The sequence below is a fragment of the Burkholderia cepacia genome (assembly GCF_001718835.1).
Classification (GTDB): domain Bacteria; phylum Pseudomonadota; class Gammaproteobacteria; order Burkholderiales; family Burkholderiaceae; genus Burkholderia; species Burkholderia cepacia_F.
In genome coordinates this window covers 1308202-1326061 of sequence record NZ_CP013444.1, presented here as the reverse complement: position 1 = coordinate 1326061, position 17860 = coordinate 1308202, and the positions used below count along the sequence as shown (strand labels likewise).

Annotated in this window: 11 protein-coding genes and 4 pseudogenes; 6 read left to right on the top strand and 9 right to left on the bottom strand. The window is 61.0% G+C overall.

Annotated features, from left to right (window positions below; genetic code table 11):
- Positions 1-248: 248 nt before the first annotated feature.
- The 5 genes from WT26_RS26155 to WT26_RS26135 form a co-directional block, all read right to left on the bottom strand.
- Positions 249-2069 (bottom strand): carbamoyltransferase, encoded by a 1821-nt coding sequence (locus WT26_RS26155; protein WP_069271138.1) that lies wholly within the window; start codon positions 2067-2069, stop codon positions 249-251.
- The gene (locus WT26_RS26150) at positions 2062-4203 is read right to left on the bottom strand and encodes an iron-containing redox enzyme family protein (protein ID WP_069271137.1); all 2142 of its coding nucleotides are present in this window, start codon (positions 4201-4203) and stop codon (positions 2062-2064) included. The genes WT26_RS26155 and WT26_RS26150 overlap by 8 nt, the downstream gene beginning before the upstream one ends.
- A gap of 53 nt (positions 4204-4256) precedes the next feature.
- Entirely contained in the window at positions 4257-5639 is a 1383-nt protein-coding gene (locus WT26_RS26145; RefSeq protein ID WP_080424596.1) for an MFS transporter, read from the bottom strand.
- A gap of 208 nt (positions 5640-5847) precedes the next feature.
- The gene (locus WT26_RS26140; protein WP_045565141.1) at positions 5848-6858 is read right to left on the bottom strand and encodes a hypothetical protein; all 1011 of its coding nucleotides are present in this window, start codon (positions 6856-6858) and stop codon (positions 5848-5850) included.
- A 100-nt stretch (positions 6859-6958) separates the two neighbouring features.
- Positions 6959-7894 carry a phytanoyl-CoA dioxygenase family protein gene (locus WT26_RS26135; protein ID WP_059533092.1) on the bottom strand — a complete coding sequence of 312 codons (936 nt, stop codon included), beginning with the start codon at positions 7892-7894 and terminating at the stop codon, positions 6959-6961.
- A 415-nt stretch (positions 7895-8309) separates the two neighbouring features.
- Here WT26_RS26135 and WT26_RS26125 point away from each other — a divergent pair, with 415 nt between their 5' ends.
- The gene (locus tag WT26_RS26125) at positions 8310-9725 is read left to right on the top strand and encodes a PLP-dependent aminotransferase family protein (protein ID WP_059624951.1); all 1416 of its coding nucleotides are present in this window, start codon (positions 8310-8312) and stop codon (positions 9723-9725) included.
- 65 nt (positions 9726-9790) lie between these two features.
- On the opposite strand, the gene WT26_RS26120 is transcribed toward WT26_RS26125, so the two are convergent.
- On the bottom strand, positions 9791-12142 hold the full coding sequence (locus tag WT26_RS26120; RefSeq protein WP_069271135.1) for a cytochrome P450/oxidoreductase: 2352 nt from the start codon (positions 12140-12142) through the stop codon (positions 9791-9793).
- 73 nt (positions 12143-12215) lie between these two features.
- Here WT26_RS26120 and WT26_RS38610 point away from each other — a divergent pair.
- A pseudogene (locus WT26_RS38610) lies at positions 12216-12356 on the top strand (aromatic alcohol reductase); the annotation flags it as partial.
- A 273-nt stretch (positions 12357-12629) separates the two neighbouring features.
- Here WT26_RS38610 and WT26_RS36455 read toward each other — a convergent pair.
- The 3 genes and pseudogenes from WT26_RS36455 to WT26_RS36445 all read right to left on the bottom strand — a co-directional run.
- Positions 12630-13004: a cytochrome c gene (locus WT26_RS36455; protein WP_080485821.1), complete on the bottom strand. Its 375-nt coding sequence runs from the start codon at positions 13002-13004 to the stop codon at positions 12630-12632.
- 194 nt (positions 13005-13198) lie between these two features.
- A pseudogene (locus WT26_RS36450) lies at positions 13199-14332 on the bottom strand (IS3 family transposase).
- Positions 14333-14855: 523 nt separating this feature from the next.
- Positions 14856-15044 (bottom strand): annotated as a pseudogene (locus WT26_RS36445) (phage late control D family protein); the annotation flags it as partial.
- A gap of 20 nt (positions 15045-15064) precedes the next feature.
- Between WT26_RS36445 and WT26_RS36440 the strand changes: the two are divergent.
- The 4 genes and pseudogenes from WT26_RS36440 (at position 15065) to WT26_RS36430 (ending at position 17856) form a co-directional block, all read left to right on the top strand.
- A complete protein-coding gene (locus WT26_RS36440) occupies positions 15065-15325 on the top strand; it encodes a glycoside hydrolase family protein (RefSeq protein ID WP_230461741.1) in 261 nt (86 codons plus the stop codon).
- Between the two features lie 22 nt (positions 15326-15347).
- The gene (locus WT26_RS26100) at positions 15348-16151 is read left to right on the top strand and encodes a lysozyme inhibitor LprI family protein (RefSeq protein ID WP_230461740.1); all 804 of its coding nucleotides are present in this window, start codon (positions 15348-15350) and stop codon (positions 16149-16151) included.
- Positions 16152-16214: 63 nt separating this feature from the next.
- Positions 16215-16496 (top strand): annotated as a pseudogene (locus WT26_RS36435) (PAAR domain-containing protein).
- A gap of 727 nt (positions 16497-17223) precedes the next feature.
- On the top strand, positions 17224-17856 hold the full coding sequence (locus WT26_RS36430) for a LysE family translocator (protein ID WP_059630688.1): 633 nt from the start codon (positions 17224-17226) through the stop codon (positions 17854-17856).
- The last annotated feature ends 4 nt before the right edge of the window (positions 17857-17860 follow it).

The window sequence follows — 17860 nt, the reverse complement described above, 5'->3', positions numbered from 1 at the left end:
CGGATTCCCGGACCGTTCCCTACCGATCCGAGTCAACGATCGACAATTGATTCGACATCCTGTTTTTTATACGGACGCCTATCGGGTTCGGGAAGACGCCTGCACATCCCACGTGGAATTCCGGGCATGGAACCGGCGGCCGAAACGCGAACCGCCGGTCAGTCTCCGCCAAGCCCAAACAGGAATGAAGACAAGCGAATAGAGAAGAAACGTCATCACTCTGAGCATATCTGTGTCGTCCCGATCGTTCAGTCGAGCGGTATCTCGGCGCGCCAGTCGGATGTTTCGACCAGCGCCGCCTGCTCCGATTTGAATAGAACACATGACCCGAGCACCAGAAGGTCGATCTCGGTTCGCATGAAACAGCGGAAGGCCTCCTGCGGCGTACACACGATCGGCTCGCCGCGCACATTGAACGACGTGTTCACCAGCACCGGGCAGCCGGTCCTGGCCTTGAAGGTCTTCAACAGCCGGGCATAGCGGCCGTTGCGGGCGTCCGTCACGGTTTGCACGCGCGCGGAGAAGTCGACATGGGTGATGGCGGGAAGATCGGACCTGACGTCATTGATGCAACCGAGCGAGCGCCGGGGCGTGTCGCGCTCGCGAATCGCCGCCGACACGGGCGCGACCACCAGCATGTACGGACTCTCGTTCTCGAGCTCGAAACAGGTATGGGAATCCTCCTCGAGAACAGACGGCGCGAACGGGCGAAACGATTCCCTGAACTTGATCTTCAGGTTCATCGTGCGCTGCATCCCGGAATTGCGCGGATCGCCCAGAATGGAGCGCGCGCCAAGCGCGCGCGGGCCGAATTCCATGCGCCCCTGAAACCACCCGACGACCTTCCCCTCTTCGAGCGCGGCGGCAACGGTATCGAGCAGTTCGCCTTCGTCGAGCCGCTCGTACCGATGCCCTTCGGACTTCAGAAAGTCGACGATCTCGTCATCGGAAAATTGCGGTCCGAGGTAAGCGCCGCTCATCGCGTCATTGGCCGATACGGGCGGCCGACCATCCTGCTTGATGGCGGTATCCAGCGCCGCGCCCAATGCGCACCCCGCATCGCCCGCGGCCGGCTGCACCCACAAGCGTTCAAACAGGCCCGACCGATCGATTTCACCGTTGGCCACGCAGTTCAACGCTACCCCGCCCGCCAGGCAGAGATGGGGCGCGCCGGTGAGGTTCCTGGCTTCGCGCACCAGGCCCAGCACCGCACGATCGGTAACGGCCTGTATCGACGCCGCGATGTCGCATTCCCGTTGAGTGAGCGGCGCCTCCGGCGCACGGGCGGGACCGTCGAACAGCCGCTCGAACGCCAGCCCGGTCATGCGGTGCCCGCGCAGAAACTCGAAACAATCGAGATTCAACGAGAACGAGCCATCCGCCTTCAGGCTCACGACATGGTCGAGAATACGGTCCACGTAACGCGGCTCCCCATAGGGCGCCAGCCCCATCAGCTTGTATTCTCCGGAATCGACCTTGAAGCCGCAGAACTCCGTAAAGGCGGAGTACAGCAACCCGAGCGAATGCGGATAGGAAATCGAAGCGACCAGGTCCAGCCGGTCGTTCGCACCGCGCCAGATGCTCGTGGTATGCCACTCGCCGACGCCATCGATGCAGAGGACGGCCGCATTCTCGAATGGCGACGCAAAAAACGCCGAGGCCGCGTGCGAGCGATGATGAGGAATGGCGGTCGCGCGAGGGCCGCGGCCCATTCCCAGCTGATCGAGTTCCTGATCCACGGTGCGCAGCACGTTGCGCTTCCATTGGAGCCATTGAGGCAGGGCCCGGGAAAACGCCGGAAAGCCGCCTGGACCGGCACTGCCGAAGGACGACAGCATGCGTCGAAACTTGACGTTCGACTCTTCGTAATAGGTCACCGATGCAAGGTCGGACAGTTGCATCCCCGCCTCGCTCAGGCAATAACGTACGGCGTTCCCCGGAAACGCGGAATCGTGACGCTTGCGCGTGAAGCGCTCCTCCTGCGCAGCGGCGACGGGAATACCATCCACGACCAGTGCCGCGGCGCTGTCGTGATAGAACGCAGACAATCCCAGATGGGCTTTAGGCATGTGACGGCTCCCGCGCTGTCCTTGCGCGCCATGAACGCTTCTGCTGTTTGAAGAAATCGAGTTCATTACTGCGCTTCGTGACGGGTGCAAGGGCCGCGTATCCGGCCCGGATGCGATCCCATTCGTCATCCTGATCGACGAACTGAGCGGCAACGGCCATGTGCGCGTCGATGGCATCGGCTGCCCATGCCGAGTGGCCGGTCGAAACGTTGTCGATCGTGTTGTGCAGGTCGACGAACTGCGTCGAAAACCCGTGATGCTTCAGAACCTTGCGGGCGGATCGATAGCTTCCTCCGACACCGGACAGCTCCATCGCCAGGTTGAGGCCGAGAATCTCGGGCCGAAGCGTGGCGGGCAATTTCCCCAGGCACAACCAGAAGACCGGCAGCCTCAGCGACTCGCATCGCAGCCGCGGATCGTGCGCAAACTCCCGCGAACCCGTGGGCGCGAGCTCGACGCCCATCGAGACCAGGAGATCCCGGTAGATCCTCGGATGGTTGATCGACCGGTCGCCGTTGCCGAGCTCGTCCCAATAGATCCGGAAAAGCGGCGCACCGACCCGGCTCGACGCATACGCCACTTCGCTGAAGCCCTGAAGCCAGGCGCCGTCGATCAGCGTCAGCGGCGCGAGCTGCAGCGTCTGGTCGATCAGCGTCTCGCGACTGGGCATCGATTGCTCCTCGGTGCGTTGAAACGCCTCGTCGTGCAACGCGTGCGCATCGAGCAACCAGCTTCTCAGCAAGCCTTGTTGCCATTTTTCCGGCAACGATCGCGCCGATGCACCGATCGAGCGCCGCGCGACGGACAGCCAGAATCGCGCGTAATCGAGCGCAAAGCGGCGTGTGCGGGGCGCAAGCGCACGGCCCTGGAGCAGATGATACGCATCGCGAATATTCTCGGGCACCGCGCCGAGCTGGAGATCGCCGGCTTCGATCGGCCGCCGGTGCTCCGGCGGCGACGCCGTCGCGCTCACGCGTGCCGCGGCCGGCTCGGCGGGGGCGTCCGGCTCCGCCAACGACAGAATCCACCGCCGGATCACGTCGAGATCCTCGGGCTGGAAAATCCGAAACATGCGGCCGTCCGGCCGCAGCAGCGAACCGAGCAACATGCTCCGGTCAGGATCGCCTCGACAGATCAGCCGGCTTCTCGCCAGCGCGTCGACCAGCGGCTGTGGATCGCATTTCGCCTCGACGAACCAATGCTTCAGGGACTTGCCCTCCAGCGCGAAGTCCTGGTGATAGACGGCAGCCTCGCCCGCGCGCTCCTGAATCAGCCGCGCCATCGCCCGCGCCGGGTCGGCGGCAAGCCTGACGACCGCCACGAAATCGGCCGCATCGGCCGCGAGCGCGTTGATTGCCCAGACCATGCCGTCGCGGATGCGTGAATGACGCTCCGGGCTGGTGTCGTGGCGATCCAGGATGTGACGCGACAGGGAAGCCGGCGTATGGCCGCGCGGAAGCGCATCGGTTTGCTGCACGGCCAGATCAAGGCGCTCCCACCCGGACGCATGCATGGTTTCGGCCAGCACGCGCCAGACAGGAAGCAGGCCGACCGTGCGAAGCGCATAGTCCAGCCCCGCGATCTCGGGCACGAACATCTCGCTGCGCCGGCTCAGGGCAAACAGGATCGCAGGCAAACGAAAGACGCCATCCCGCAGGCTGCGATCCGCCACGATGTCGCTGGGCTGCCCGGCCGCACTCACCAGGTCGATGCTTCGCGCGATCCGGCGGAAGCCGTCGGTCCTGGACATCTCCGCCTGACCGGCGCCCGCGTCATCGGCCAGCAAAGCGAGCGCCTTGAGCTGCAGGTCGTCTTCGAAATCGCACGGACAGCTCAGGCCCTGCAGCCATCGGCCGAGCGAAGACGCGACCGGCGCACTGTGCGCGAACAGGCACCGAGCGGCATGCCGGGCATTGTCGCCATGCCCCGTCGCATGGACGGCCGAACGAAGCTCCGCCTCGTGGCGACGCGTGCTCTCGACGAGAAAATCGCGAAGCCCGTCGACGCTTTCAGCGACCGTCGGGGGCATCATGTCCACCGAAGCGAATCCCGCTTCGTCGATCAGGCGCCGCACGTTGCCGGACTCCAGAAACAGTTCAGGCGTCTGCGTCAGTCTGTAAATGTCACGCCACATCACCCGTATCCCGTTGGCCATCGTTGTCGATCACGGCATGCCCTGTTCGACCGCTACATGATTTTTCTGTCGCGCTTCCCGGTCGGACTGGAGAAGTCCGCGCTGTCTTCGGGCCGGATGCCCAGCCACACCATGACCCCGGCGCAGACGAGCATGACGACCGACGCACCGGCCGCATCGCGCAGGCCGCTCACGATGTGATCGTCGCCGCCCGCGACCAGCGCGCCGAATACCGCCACGCCAATCGCGCCGGCCGCCTGGCGCGCCGCATTGAGCACGGCCGATGCGGTGCCCGACCACGTCGGCTCGACGCTGGCCAGGATGGTCGCGGTCATCGCCGGCACCACCAACGCCGCGCCGCCGGGAATCAGCAGGAACGGCGCCAGCATCGACATATAGCTGCTGTTCTCGTCCAGCCGCGCGAGAAGCAGGTAACCCAGCGCGCCGATCGCGCTGCCCAGCAGCATCGGAAGCCGCGCCCCGAAGCGGCTGTTCAACCAGCCGCTCACCAGATTGGCGATCACGGACGTAGCGGTCAGCGGCACGAACGCCAGCCCAGCCTGCAGCGCGCTGTAGTGCTTCACGTGCTGCAGATACAGGCTCAGCACGAACACCAGGCCGTAGTAGGTCAGGTTCACCGCGACACCGAGCAACACCGCCTGGCTGAAATGAGGTAGCCGGAAAAATTTCAACGGCAGCATCGGATGCATGATTCGCCCTTCGACCAGGACGAAGGCCGCACCGCTGACGACTGCCAACGCGAAGCCGCCGAGTATCAGCGGATGCCCCCAGCCCAGCGCCCCCGCTTCGATCGTGACGCCGCACAGGCTCGTCAGCGCCAGGACCGCCAGCACCTGGCCGGGCAAATCCAGCGGACGGCGGGTTCGAAGCGTTTCGGGCAAGCGCAACGTGAGTCCGATGCCGAGCGCGCACAGCGGAAGGTTCGCGAGAAAAATGCTTCGCCATCCAAAGCTTTCGAGCAACACCCCGCCGATCACCGGGCCGACCGCGATCGATCCGCTGCCGGCAGCCGTCCACAATGCGATTGCCCGGGCACGCAGTTTCCGGTCGTGGGCGCACGCATGATTGAGCAAGGCCAGCGAAGGCGGCACCAGCAACGCCGCGCCCAAACCCTGCACGGCGCGGGCAGCGACCAATTGCGTCACGGAAGTCGCCGCACCGCACGCCGCGGACGCGACACCGAATACCGCGAAGCCAATCAGATACGCGCGCCGCGCCCCGAAACGATCAGCCAGCGTACCCGCCGACAACAGCAGCACCGCAAACGCCAGCGTGTAGGCATCCACGACCCATTGCAACCCGGCCAGCGGACTGTGCAGCGCGCCGCCCAGCCTGGTCAGCGCCACGTTGACGATCGTCACATCCAGTTGCACTACCGCGAAGCCAAGACCCGTGGCGATCACGGTCCACGTCATGGACGGATTCCGGTCGGTCATGCCGGGCACGGTGAATCTGACCAAAGGTTCGGCTGGATCATGGTGCGTCGTCTCGATTCGTCTGTTTGCAGTATTGCGACAAGATCATCCCCCCATCAAAACATCGGATAGATGGACGCATCCTTCTGTTTTCCGTTCTTCTTCTTTTTGATCCCCAATGCCCCGAGAATGAAATTCCACACCCTTTTCATGATTGATCTCCGTTGTTCAGTTCTCGAAGAAGAAGTTTCGCGACCACGTCGGAGCCCTCGTCGGTGAAGTGAATGCGATCGACAAAGAGCCACTGGTCAGGCCGAGCCGCTTTCGCCAGCACCGAAGTGAAATCCACGAAGTTGACGCCCATTTCCGTCATGCCGGGCTGCAAGCGTTCCAGGAATGCCTGGTGGGTCGTCACGGAACAGACGTCACGGTAGGTCTCCCTGAAGGAGCCCTGGGTATCGAGCTCCGCGAAAATGGCCTGTTCCTCGACCGAGCCGCGGGGGCGGACCCAGTTCGCCAGCGGCTGAAGCACGTAGGACAGCCGCGCGCCAATCGCATCACACAGCATCCGCCACGAGTCCACGTGCCGAAGGATCAGGTCCGCCGTATAGGCGATCTGCGCATCAACCGGGAGGATGTCATCCGGCTTCGCCTCCTTGACCTCTTTCTTGAACCACGTCGTCAGCCCCGACGGTTTCTTTCCCGTCAGGCGATCAAAAAATTGCTGGCTGAAGAAAAAACCGCCATGTTCGCCGCGCAAATGCGACGGCAAACCCGACAGCACGAGATCGTTGAGTCCCGAGAAAATCACCACCTCCTTGATCGGAGGCAACTGGTGGCGGTAAAGCAGAAACTGAAACAGTTCCTGCATCGAGTTGAAAGCACGGCCGCCGAAGTTGACCCATGGCTCGGGCCGGGGATCGTTCTCGGTCAATCGCGACGACAGCGTATGACGATCGGCGGTCGCTCCCGTCCCGAATACCGTAGAGCTTCCGACCAGCAAGCGCACCGGCTCCGACCGATCCAAGGTGGTCGCGGAATGCCGTTTGTTTCGAGCCTCGGTATAGCGAAACCCCGATCCGTCGGTCGATACGATGTCGGTCTTGAAATTGGCCGGATGAAAATACATGACGTAAGGCAACCAGCCAAGGTTGTCCGGGTCCATGAACTCACCGACATAACCCTGCATTTGTGGCGTGAGATCGGAAACAGCAGACATCGGTGTCCCTTATCCTTGTTTTGATGCGGTCCAGAAACGTGACGAGAAAGCACTGCCCGTCGCGCATGTCGCACGAGAAATCCACGCTGCGCGCGAAGGACTACGCTTCGGAGCGCAATTCCTTCGTCGTTCCGCTTTTCAGCCGGGCCAGCATCCGCCGCACGATTTCCTGCACCGGTTCGTCGTCGTGCCGCGACGGTACGAATTCAGGATGCCGGGCGTTGACCTCCTGACTCTTGTGCGTCCACGACTCGCAGCCCGCGAACTGCATTGACTTGTCGGCATCGAACGACGGCCACGCTCGATACTGGTTGATGCCCGGCACGGCCGCGCCTCGAACCAGGATGGGGTTCAGATAAAGCCCTTCACTCTCGATCGCCGTGGACGTACCGATGAAGGCGATATCGAGCCCGCATCGACGCTTGGACGATCGGTTCGGATCGGAACCATGAATGACATTCGGATGGTGCACGGACACATCGCCGGGCTGCAATTCGATGTTCACGGCGCTGCTGATATCGACGTGCCGATCCTCCATCGACGACATCAGCAGATTCGGCGTGTCGTCGCGCAGTATCAATTTCTGCAGCGGGAGCTTGTGGGTGCCCGGAACGACCCGCAGGCAGCCGTTCTCGGCGGTGCTCTCGTCGACGGCAAGCCACAAGGAGGTTGCCTCCATCGGAGACAGTTTCCAGTAGGCGCCGTCCTGATGCCAGAGAACCGCCTGACCGTCCCGCGGCGGCTTGCAAATGTAGTGGGCCGTAAAGCAGGCAAGGTCGGGCCCCAGGAAAAGCTCGGCAATGTCCAGCAGGCGACTGTCGGTCACCAGCCGAACCCAGAACGCATCGTCGCGCATCAGGGGATGATGAAGATGCTCCGGGCGAAATTCGGGAAATTTTTCGCGGAGCCAAAGCAAGTGATCTCTCGCCTCGGCAATCAGCTCGGGATCGATGACGTTTCTGAAAACGGTAAACCCGTCTTTATTATATTCCTCGAGATTACGCGAATATTGCTCTTTATTCTGCACGCTAAGCATATTCTCTCCTCGCCATTGCGAGACGAAACAGTCGGATTTGGATAACAGACTCGAACACACAAGACAGATGCCCCGCTCGCGACGCGAGCGGGGCCCCTATCGCACGGCCCCATGAAAATCTCGAGTTATCACGCAGAAGTTGGAATTTTTATTTTCAGAAACGACAACGACCATCACATATGAAAAAATGGCGCCTCGTGCGCGTAAGACTCAAAGCCCCCCCAATACCGGATCGATTCATAAATCCGCTGCACCGGGGTGTATTTATCTCCGCGCTTTATTGTCGGAACGATTATTGCCATGCGATGTTCGTGCGAACATGCACAGTTCGTGATAGTTTTGTCTGAACTGTTCAGCGAAAAAAAGAAACACTTGCCCAGACGACCTGGCCCGTGCGGCCGCTCAGGAGTATTTGATGAAGCTCGAACTCGTTCTTGACCGCGGCAGCAACCTTCCGCTTACCGACCAGATCGTCAACGGTGTCGTTCATTGGTTACAAAATCATGCAGTCGGCGCCGGCGTGAAACTGCCGTCGATTCGGCGGTTCGCCGCCGACCAGGGGGTCAGCCGTTACCCCGTGATCGAAGCCTACGACCGCCTGGTTGCACTGGGGCACGTCGAATCCCGGCACGGCTCCGGGTTTTACGTGGCAAGCCATCACCATCAGCACGTCGCGGCCGCACTGGGCCTGGCCGATCCACGTCGTGCGGAACACGAATCCGAGCACATTCTCGAACAGCTCAACCATCCGAGCGAATCGCTGAAACTGGGCAGCGGCTTCATCCCGGAGATCTGGCGAGACAAGGAAGGCCTCGGACGAGCCATCCGTCACGTATCGCGCACGGAGGGCGCCAATCTCGCCGACTATGCGTCTCAGCACGGTTATCCGGGGCTGCGCGCGCATCTCCTGCACCGCATCGCCCAGTTGGGCATCGAGGCGCAACCGTCCCAGATTCTGCTGACCCAGGGCGCGAGCCAGGCGCTTGATCTGCTGATGCGCTACATGCTCAAGCCGGGCGACACGATGTTCGTCGAGGACCCCGGCTATTACAGCCTGTTCGGCTTGCTCAAGCTGCACGGCGTCAAGCTGGTCGGCATCCCGCGCACGCGCATCGGCCCTGACCTCGACGTGCTGGAAGCGCAGTTGAAGCAGCATCGCCCCAAGCTCTTCTTCGTCAACACCGTGTTCCACAACCCGACGGGCACGACCGTCGCACCGCAGGTCGCGTTCCGCCTGCTGCAACTCGCGCGTGAACACGGCGTCACGCTCATCGAAGACGACATTTACGCCGACTTCCAGGCGACGCCGACCGACCGGCTCGCGACGCTCGACCAGCTCGAGCACGTGATCTATGTCGGCGGGCTGTCCAAGACCCTCTCGTCGTCGCTCAGGGTCGGCTACGTGCTTGCTCCCCCGTCGGTGATCAAGGACCTGGCCGACATCAAGATGCTGACGAGCCTGGGCGGCTCGCGTTTCATCGAAGCGGTCGCCGCGGCGATGCTCGAGCGCGGCACCTATCGGAAGTATCTCGAGAAACTGCGCCTGCGCATCCAGTACGCGATCGGCGCGACCGTGCAGATGCTGGAGAGCTGCGGTTGGGAGCTGTTCGAAAAGCCGGTCGGCGGTACGTTCATCTGGGCGCGCTTGCCCCATATCGACGATTCCACGCGCCTCGCCGAATACGGCGCGCCGCGCGGCGTGACGATCGCGCCCGGCAGGTACTTCCGGCCGAATGCCGAAAAATGCCCGTGGATTCGCATCAACGTCGCGTATGCCGGCGATCCGCGCGCGCAAGCGTTCTTCCAGTCGGCGGCCTTGCTCCGGCCCTGAGCCGCCATCATCAGCAGGCCGGCGACCCGCGTCGTGCACCGACGGTCGCGAGCCGGCCTGCGCGCCTACAGTTCGAGCACCAGCCGTTCGCCGCCGCACGCGCGCGAACAGCAGGTCATCATGCGGTCGTGCGCGTCGCGTTCCGCGCGCGTGAGCACCCTGTCGCGATGGTCGACCCTGCCCGCCAGCACCCGCACCTCGCACGAGCCGCACAGGCCTTCCCGGCAATCGCTCTGCACGTCGATGTTCGCCTGCTGCAGCGCCGCGAGCACCGTCTGACCGGCGGCAACCGGAATCACCAGTCCGGAGTCCTTCAGTTCGATCTCGAACGGCTGTTCCTTCGACGGATCGAAGGCTGGCTTCGTCGCCGTGAAATGCTCGACGCGCAGCGCGTCTTCCGGCCAGTGCGCGCAGCACGCCTCCAGCGCGTCGAGCATCCGCGCCGGGCCGCACGCATAAATGTGCGTGTGCGCGTCGGGCTGCGCGAACAGCGACGCGAAATCGTTCCGCGTGCCTTCTTCCGATACGTGCAGATGAAGACGCTCGCCATGCAGCGCGGCCAGCTCGTCGAGCATCGCCATCGATGCGCGGCGCGGCCCGCTGTAGTGAATCGCGTAGTCGATGCCGCGGGCCTTTGCCTCGCGCGCCATCGCGCTGATCGGCGTGATGCCGATGCCGCCCGCGACGAAGATCGCCCTGCACACGTCGCCGGCGAAGCGGAAGTGATTGCGCGGGCCGCGAATCTTCAGCACCTCGCCTGCATTGACGCTCGCATGAATCCACGCCGATCCGCCGCGGCTCTCCGGCTCTCGCAGCACCGCGATCTCGAATGCACCGCGATCGGCCGGATCGCCGCACAGCGAATACTGGCGCGACAGCCCCGTGTCGCCGCAGAGCACGTCGATGTGCGCCCCCGGCGCCCAGCGCGGCAACGGCTTGCCGTCGGCGCAGACGAGCCTGATCCGCACGATCCGCTCCGCGCACGCCGACACGCGCTCGACCGTCACCGCGCGGCTCACCGCATGCGACGACGGCTCGCCGATCCGCACCACCGCGCGCGGCTCCAGCACCGACGCATCGCGGCGCTCGGGGTTTTGCGCCGGGTCCCATTCGACGATGAGATGCTCCGGCCCGCGAAACGACGTGTTCGGCACATACGTGAAGCGCTGCTCGGCCAGCCGCATGTGCGGCAGCCGGCGCGTGAACTCGTCGAGGAAGACCTGCATCTCCATGCGCGCCAGGTTCTTGCCCATGCACTGATGCGCGCCGTAGCCGAACGTGAGCTGGTCGCCGGCGTTCTCGCGGCGGATGTCGAACAGATCGGCATCCGCGAACTGGCGCTCGTCATGATTCGCCGACGACGTCACGATCAGCAGCTTCGCGCCCGCCGGGATGTCGACGCCGCCGATCGTGACGTCCTTCGTCGCGAGCCTGCGCCACGCGGCGACCGAGCCGTTGTGACGCAGGCACTCCTCGACCGCGTTCGGAATGAGGCTCGGGTCCTCGCAGATGTCGCGCCACGCCTCGCGGTGCTGCAGCAGCAGCTTCATCGCGTTGGCGGTCGCGTTGGCCGTCGTCTCGTGTGCGGCGACGATGCCGGCCATCATCATCGAATGCAGATAGGAATCGGTGACGACGTCGGGCAGTTCCTGCTGCTTGCGGATGCCGTACTGCATCCAGCCCGGGCCGGACGGGTCCGCGCGCATCCTGTCGAGCACCTTGCCCGCGTACTGCCAGAACTTGCCGACCGCGTGCGCGACCGCAACCTGCTCGTCCGGCTTCGGGCGGCCCCAGGTGTTCACCGTATGCGCGATCGAATACGCGCGCAGCGTGTCCATGTCCTCTTCCGGCACGCCGAGAAAATGCAGCGCCACCGTCAGCGGGACTTCCCACAGCATCTGGTCGACGAGGTCCGCGCGGCCGTCGTCGATGAAGCGGTCCACGTACTCGCGCGCGAGCCGGCGCACCATCGGCTCGTGGTGCTCGAGCGCATCGGGCGTGAACGGGTCCATCAACGCGCGCCGGCGCGGCATGTGCGCGGGCTCGTCTTCGTTCACGAGCGTGCGGCTCATCGCGTAGCCGTACGACGCCAGCACCGCGTTCGCTTCGGGGCCGGTCGGCGTGATTTTCTCGAGCGCGATCGACGGGCTGAACGTGAGGTTGTCGCGAAAGATCGCCTTGATGTCGGCGTAGCGCGTGACCACCCAATAGCCGAGCCCGGGGCTGTAGAACACCGGCTCCTGCTCGCGGGCCCAGCGCAGGTAGTCGGGCGGGTCCTGCTGGTAGCCGTCCCCGAACGGGTCGAATGCGGCGGCGCGCGCGCTTACCTGGCAGTTGCCGGGCGCGGGCGGTGCTGCCGGCGCCGCGTCGTGGAAGGGGCACTTCGGGACACCGGGATCAGGGGTGCCTGCGGGCATGGTTGTCTCCGAATGGGATATGCGTTGCGTGAATTTAATACACGTTGCGTATCATCGGGATCGTTGTCAAACGCGAAAGTACCGTGCGGCTTTTGCTCAAGGGCGGGGTGTCGCATGGGACAAGAGCGGGACGCTCAATCAACGCCACGCCATCCCGGTCACCGACGTGGCATCGTGGATCAATGCAATCCTTACTTCGGGCCGCAGCGAGTAATCGCGAGTCCGACCATCCAGGCAACCGGCATCGACGGCAGCTTCCCTGAACACTTCAAAAAAACGACCGACCCGAATAAGTCGTCAGCCACTCCAGCGCCAACGTGCTGGTACTCCTGGAATATAACCTCGCATGAGATTTCCTTGACACCGGCAGGGCGGGCAAGTGCTGCACAGCCTTTCACGTCCGGAACCGGTCAAAACTTGTCGTTTACCAGTTCAATAAATCAGACCGAAAACGAAATTTATTTTAACCGAATTTCATATGGGCTATTCAATTTTTTAAAATCAATTCACTCATGTATTGATTCAAATCGCGAAAGTCCTTGACTGTCCAGGAGTGGGGCGGCAGTTTTATGCCATTTTCTCGTAACGTTTTTGGAATCAGGTCCCCGTTCGGGCGAAGTATGATTGATGAGACAATGACGCCCGGGTAATCGCTGAGCCGTTTTTTGAAGGCCGGTGTCGTGAGATCGGGTGTGGGTGGGCTGCTTTTGTTTGCCAATGGCCCTGTTCCTCTGGCATCTGCTCCGTGGCACATCGCACATCTCGCCAGGAAGAGTTTTTTCCCGTTGTCGCCATCCGCAAAGGTTGGTGATGTTTGGGCAAGCAACGAAATGCCTAATGAGGCAATGAGGAGCACTTTCATTTTTTGATTCGTTTTTACAAACATTTTGAATGTCTCTTTTTGGTCGGCGAGCGACATCCTCGGAATTCCACGAAGCCCCTAAAAAAAAGCGCTCTCTCGCAAACGTCGGCCCCCTCGCAGGCCACGCACTCACAAACGTGGCCTCGCTCGTTCGGACAGGTTTTCGATATTTTTAAGTGGAATGCCCAAGGCAGTCATGCTGCCGATTTGATCGCAGGCAGCGTCGCGAAGTATGCCTCATCCGGCGTCTGATCCGCCAGGCTCGAATGGAGCCGCTTCCGGCTGTACAACTCGATGTATCCGCCGATGAAACGCCGGGCATGGCTGACCGACTCGTACGCCTTCAGGTTGACCTCTTCATACTTGATGCTGCGCCATCCCCGCTCGACGAACACGTTATCGCGCCAACTTCCCTTGCCGTCCATTGACAGTCGGATGCCCCGGCCCAGCACGGCCTCGGTAAACGCGCCCGCCGTGAACTGGCTGCCCTGATCGGTGTTCATGATGTCGGGCCACCCGTAACGGGCGAACGCTTCTTCTAGTGCTTCGACAGCATGCACGGCTTCCAGCGTGGTGGCGACCCGGTGCGAGAGTACCTTGCGGCTCGCCCAGTCCACCACCGCCGTCAGATACACGAAGCCGCGCGCCATCGGAATGTACGTCGTGTCGAGTGCCCACGCCTGGTTGGCCCGGTCGATCTTCACACCTCGCAGCAAGTATGGCCAGATCTTGTGCTGGGCGTTGCGGCGGCTCCTGTTCGGCTTGCAGTACAGCGCCTCGACACCCATGCGCTTCATCAGCGTGCGCACGCGACGGCGGCCGATCTCGTGCCCCTCGCGACGCAGCAGTCGCGCCAGCATCCGCGCCCCGGCAAACGGAATCTATGGTCAGTTCGTCGATCCGCCGCATCAGTATCTGATCGACCTCGCTCATCGGCCGCGGCCGGCAATACGCGCTCGATCTTGCAATGCCGACCAGCCGGGCCTGCTGCGAAACCGACAGCGCATGCGTACGGTCGATCATCGCTTTGCGCTCAGCAATCCCGACTTGGTGAGCACGCCGCTTAAAAAATCATTCCGCAGCGTCAACTGGCCAATCTTCGCGTGCAGCGTTTTCACATCCACTGGCGGCTCGCTCGACGGCGCGCCTGCCGCGCCAAACACGTCTGCCGCGCGCCCCTGCAACTGCCGCTTCCACTCCGTGATTTGGTTCGGGTGCACATCAAACTGCTGCGCCGGTTCGGCCGGCGTCCGTTCGCCTTTGACCGCTGCAAGCGCCACCTTCGCTTTGAACGCCGCTGAGTGCGTCCGTCGGGTTCTCTTCGTCATTTCCTCGGTTCCTTTGCCAGCATTATCGCCGGCTCAGGCCCCGGCCAAACCACTTATCCGACTGTCCGAATTTGCGCGGCCACCTCTGTCCGGTGTGGCCACCGGAATCGTGGTTGCGGCGACACTCGACTGCATCTGCGATTTTGCGAATATATATGAAAGAAAATAGTTTGCAATATGTAATTGCGATGATCTTAACCACGTCAAGCCTAACCGCCTCGCAGGCAAGTGTATGGGTTTTTGTCAGACCATATTGTGGTTTTCTCGACCAAGGTACATTCTCATGACCTGTCGACGTCGCTAAAATTGCGGCGATATAACGGGGAAGCCGTTCCCGTGAGAGCGCTGGCCATTGCAGGCTTGCAAAAAACAAGAAGATGGATAACGCATGAACATGACCGAAGTGGCTCAGGCGATTCGTGGTGGCCTGATCCAGCAAGATCGCCTGCTCAAGACGAGCATTCCGTCGCTGCCAGAGAACGCGCTTGTTCCGCGCCGAGCCGTGACTTATTCCGAGCTTGGCCGACCTGGAGAATCCGACTGGATTGGGAGACACCTCATCACGCGAGTAAATGTCATCGGTCACGATGAACCTATGCGAATTTCCTTCCTTGTCCTGACGCCAGAAACCGAATAAGCCTTCTTCCTCCATCAATCGATGGACAAAATTCCAATCAGTCTCGCTCTGACGGCAGTACGAGCGCGAGGGTAACCGTCGCGGAGGCTCAGACATTGTTTGACGGCGATGTCATAGCAATCGAAGCTCGCGTCAAGAAGGCGATCCACGTACCCCTCTATCAACATGAGTACGATGCCCTTGTCTCGCTCGCTTTTAACATGGGCAGCCTCAAAAAAGCGCCTAGTCTGTGTCGCAAACTGAACTGCTGCGACTACACCGGCGCGCCCGTCGAATTCTTGGATATCGAAAACAAGACGCGTCGGGAACGAGAGCACGATATGTTTTGCCTGGCTACTTACAATTCAAACCATTGAACGAACGATGTCTATTTTCTCCATGAAGAAACTCAAGCAGTGCCTACTCCTCCTGATGTCGGTAGTCTTGGCGCCGATTTGTGCTGCGGCTCAGGACACGTATCGGATGACGGGCGCAGCACAATTTGAACAAGGCCGTGATACGCACAATCTGCCTTTTCCGGTCAATCCGCAGATAGCAGGATTTCTCACATTTAATGATGGCGCGTTCGTATTTCATTACACTGGGCACAGTTGCAGTGTAAAGGTCGACAAGAAGATGAATTTCCATGTTGATCCGGTTATCTCTCACTCATTTGGCTCCAGAGATAAATTCAATGCCTTCTTGAGCACCAAGTTTCACGCGAAAGGCACCGCACTAACTGATACCTACATCCTCGGAGATGCCGACGCACCACTCTGCTCGGGGCTAGGTTTTGCGATGATCTACAGGTCACCAGACGAAATGGTGCTGCTCGACGGTTCCTGGGCATACCTATTCGAACGTCAGACGCATGTGCCAGCAAATGCTGAGCAAAGTTTCGATTGCAGCAAAGCCAGCACGAATGTTGAACATCTCATATGTAAAAATCCGGAGCTGATTAGGCTGGATGCAACCGTCAATCGCGGCTACGTTGCGATGCTGATAACCAATTCGAAAGAAATTTCATATCAGGACCCAGTTCGATTGGATCAAATCAACTGGATCAGGACGGTGCGGAATTCCTGCAGTGATAACGCGTGCTTGCTGAAAGCATATCGCAGCCGCATAGCCTACATCAAAGGTAGGATAGCAAGCACCTACCCGTCTTATCCGGAAGAGGACTCCAATCAGGAAAGCGATTGATGTACGCGTGCGTCTATCCAGGCGACACACGGAAATTCGTTCTCAACTTTGCCGAGGTGCAAGATGGCACTACCTATCATCGTGGTCGGAGATATGACATCGCATGGGGGACGCGTGATCAGCGGTTCGGATATCCATACGATTTGAGGTAAGGCGATTGCCCGCCTGCACGATCTCGTCGACTGTCCACAGAAATACCCTGATGGCAAATCGCACGGCATCAATAAGATCATTGAGGCGCATCCAACGTTGACAATTGGCGGCGAGCGTGTTGCGCTACATGGTCATCACACCGAATGCGGTTGCATGTTGATTGGCAGCACCGCCACGCAGGTTGAGGACTAGTATCAGCCCAGTGATCGGCTTAGCTCGGATTTGCATGCTGCGCTGTGGAAACCGATCACTCACGGATGAACGATGTCCTGCACGAAACCCCAATTGAGTGGGATTTATTGTTGGTGACCTTTACATCGCAATCAACCGGCCTCCCAGGGCAACCAGTCCTTCCGAGTATGCCCACATCGTGCCGAATATCAGGGCACCCCAGTTGAAGCCGTGTTTCACACGGCGCTCGGGCATGATTAGATGAATCATCAGTCTGGTCGGCATCATTGCGCGTCCACAAAATGAGTATGGGACGATTGATTATCGTCGTGAAAATGGCACTCTTTAATGTGTTCGAGCTTGCTTGCCATATGACTGAATGTGCCATTGCCGAAAGGCCCTCTCGGAACTGGACTCAGGTCTCGGTCATCGGGTGAATCCAGCGCTCCGTCAATCCATGACGAACCAAAAACGAATCGGCCCAGACGTCGCCCGGGCCGCCTCGCTTGCATCTACTCACCGCCGCGCGCCTGCGCCTCCATTTACCGGAACACGCGGGGCAGACCGTCGGAGTTCGGCCAGTGGCCGCCATTGCCGATTACCTCGTGAACGTCCGCTTGCGATAATCTCGCGGAATTGCCGTCGCAACGGAGAGGGTTGCGAACGACTGCGACTGGCAGGTGATAGTGCAGCGCTATACTTGGCAGCCACGTGATCTATCCCATCCATTCCGCCGGAGAGAAGCGCCATGCGTGAAAGTACGTTGCTGATCTTTGCCGCTGTAGCCTTTGTAGGTATCGCAACGCCTGGACCGACGGTTCTGCTGGCGTTGACCAATGGCTCCCGCTATGGCCTTCGTCGCGCTGCTTATGGGTTTGCCGGAGCGGTCGCATCCGACTTCGTGCTGATTTTCGCGGTGGCGCTGGGTCTTGGTGCGCTGCTGGCGGCGTCGGCGTTCTGGTTCACCGTCGTCAAATGGGTCGGCGTGGTCTACCTTGCGTACATTGGCGTCAAGCTATTGATGTCAAAGGGTGCGTTGAACCTCGCGAGCACGCAGGGTGAAACAAGCCGCGAAAACAACTCGGCGATTTTCCTGAAAAGTTTCCTTACCGCAGTCACCAACCCGAAAGGGTATCTGTTCTTCTCCGCATTTTTGCCCCAGTTCATCACGCCGTCCGCGCCACTTGCGCCGCAGTACGCAGCACTCGCGATAACGTTCGCGATGCTGGATTGCCTGATCATGTTCGGCTATTCGCTGCTCGGCGCGCGAGCAATTCGCCTGCTGAAGGAGTCGGGAGCGCTATGGCTGGAACGGTCCTGCGGCGCTGTCCTTGTTGTGCTCGCGGGGTCCCTGGCCATGTATCGGCGTCACACCGCTTAACGGA

Bases quoted from the DNA above. Each gene is read 5' to 3' on its own strand.
- WT26_RS26155 (WP_069271138.1), bottom strand. From the start codon at position 2,069: ATGCCTAAAGCCCATCTGGGATTGTCTGCGTTCTATCACGACAGCGCC.
- WT26_RS26150 (WP_069271137.1), bottom strand. From the start codon at position 4,203: ATGTGGCGTGACATTTACAGACTGACGCAGACGCCTGAACTGTTTCTG.
- WT26_RS26145 (WP_080424596.1), bottom strand. From the start codon at position 5,639: ATGACGTGGACCGTGATCGCCACGGGTCTTGGCTTCGCGGTAGTGCAA.
- WT26_RS26140 (WP_045565141.1), bottom strand. From the start codon at position 6,858: ATGTCTGCTGTTTCCGATCTCACGCCACAAATGCAGGGTTATGTCGGT.
- WT26_RS26135 (WP_059533092.1), bottom strand. From the start codon at position 7,894: ATGCTTAGCGTGCAGAATAAAGAGCAATATTCGCGTAATCTCGAGGAA.
- WT26_RS26125 (WP_059624951.1), top strand. From the start codon at position 8,310: ATGAAGCTCGAACTCGTTCTTGACCGCGGCAGCAACCTTCCGCTTACC.
- WT26_RS26120 (WP_069271135.1), bottom strand. From the start codon at position 12,142: ATGCCCGCAGGCACCCCTGATCCCGGTGTCCCGAAGTGCCCCTTCCAC.
- WT26_RS36455 (WP_080485821.1), bottom strand. From the start codon at position 13,004: ATGAAAGTGCTCCTCATTGCCTCATTAGGCATTTCGTTGCTTGCCCAA.
- WT26_RS26100 (WP_230461740.1), top strand. From the start codon at position 15,348: ATGAAGAAACTCAAGCAGTGCCTACTCCTCCTGATGTCGGTAGTCTTG.
- WT26_RS36430 (WP_059630688.1), top strand. From the start codon at position 17,224: ATGCGTGAAAGTACGTTGCTGATCTTTGCCGCTGTAGCCTTTGTAGGT.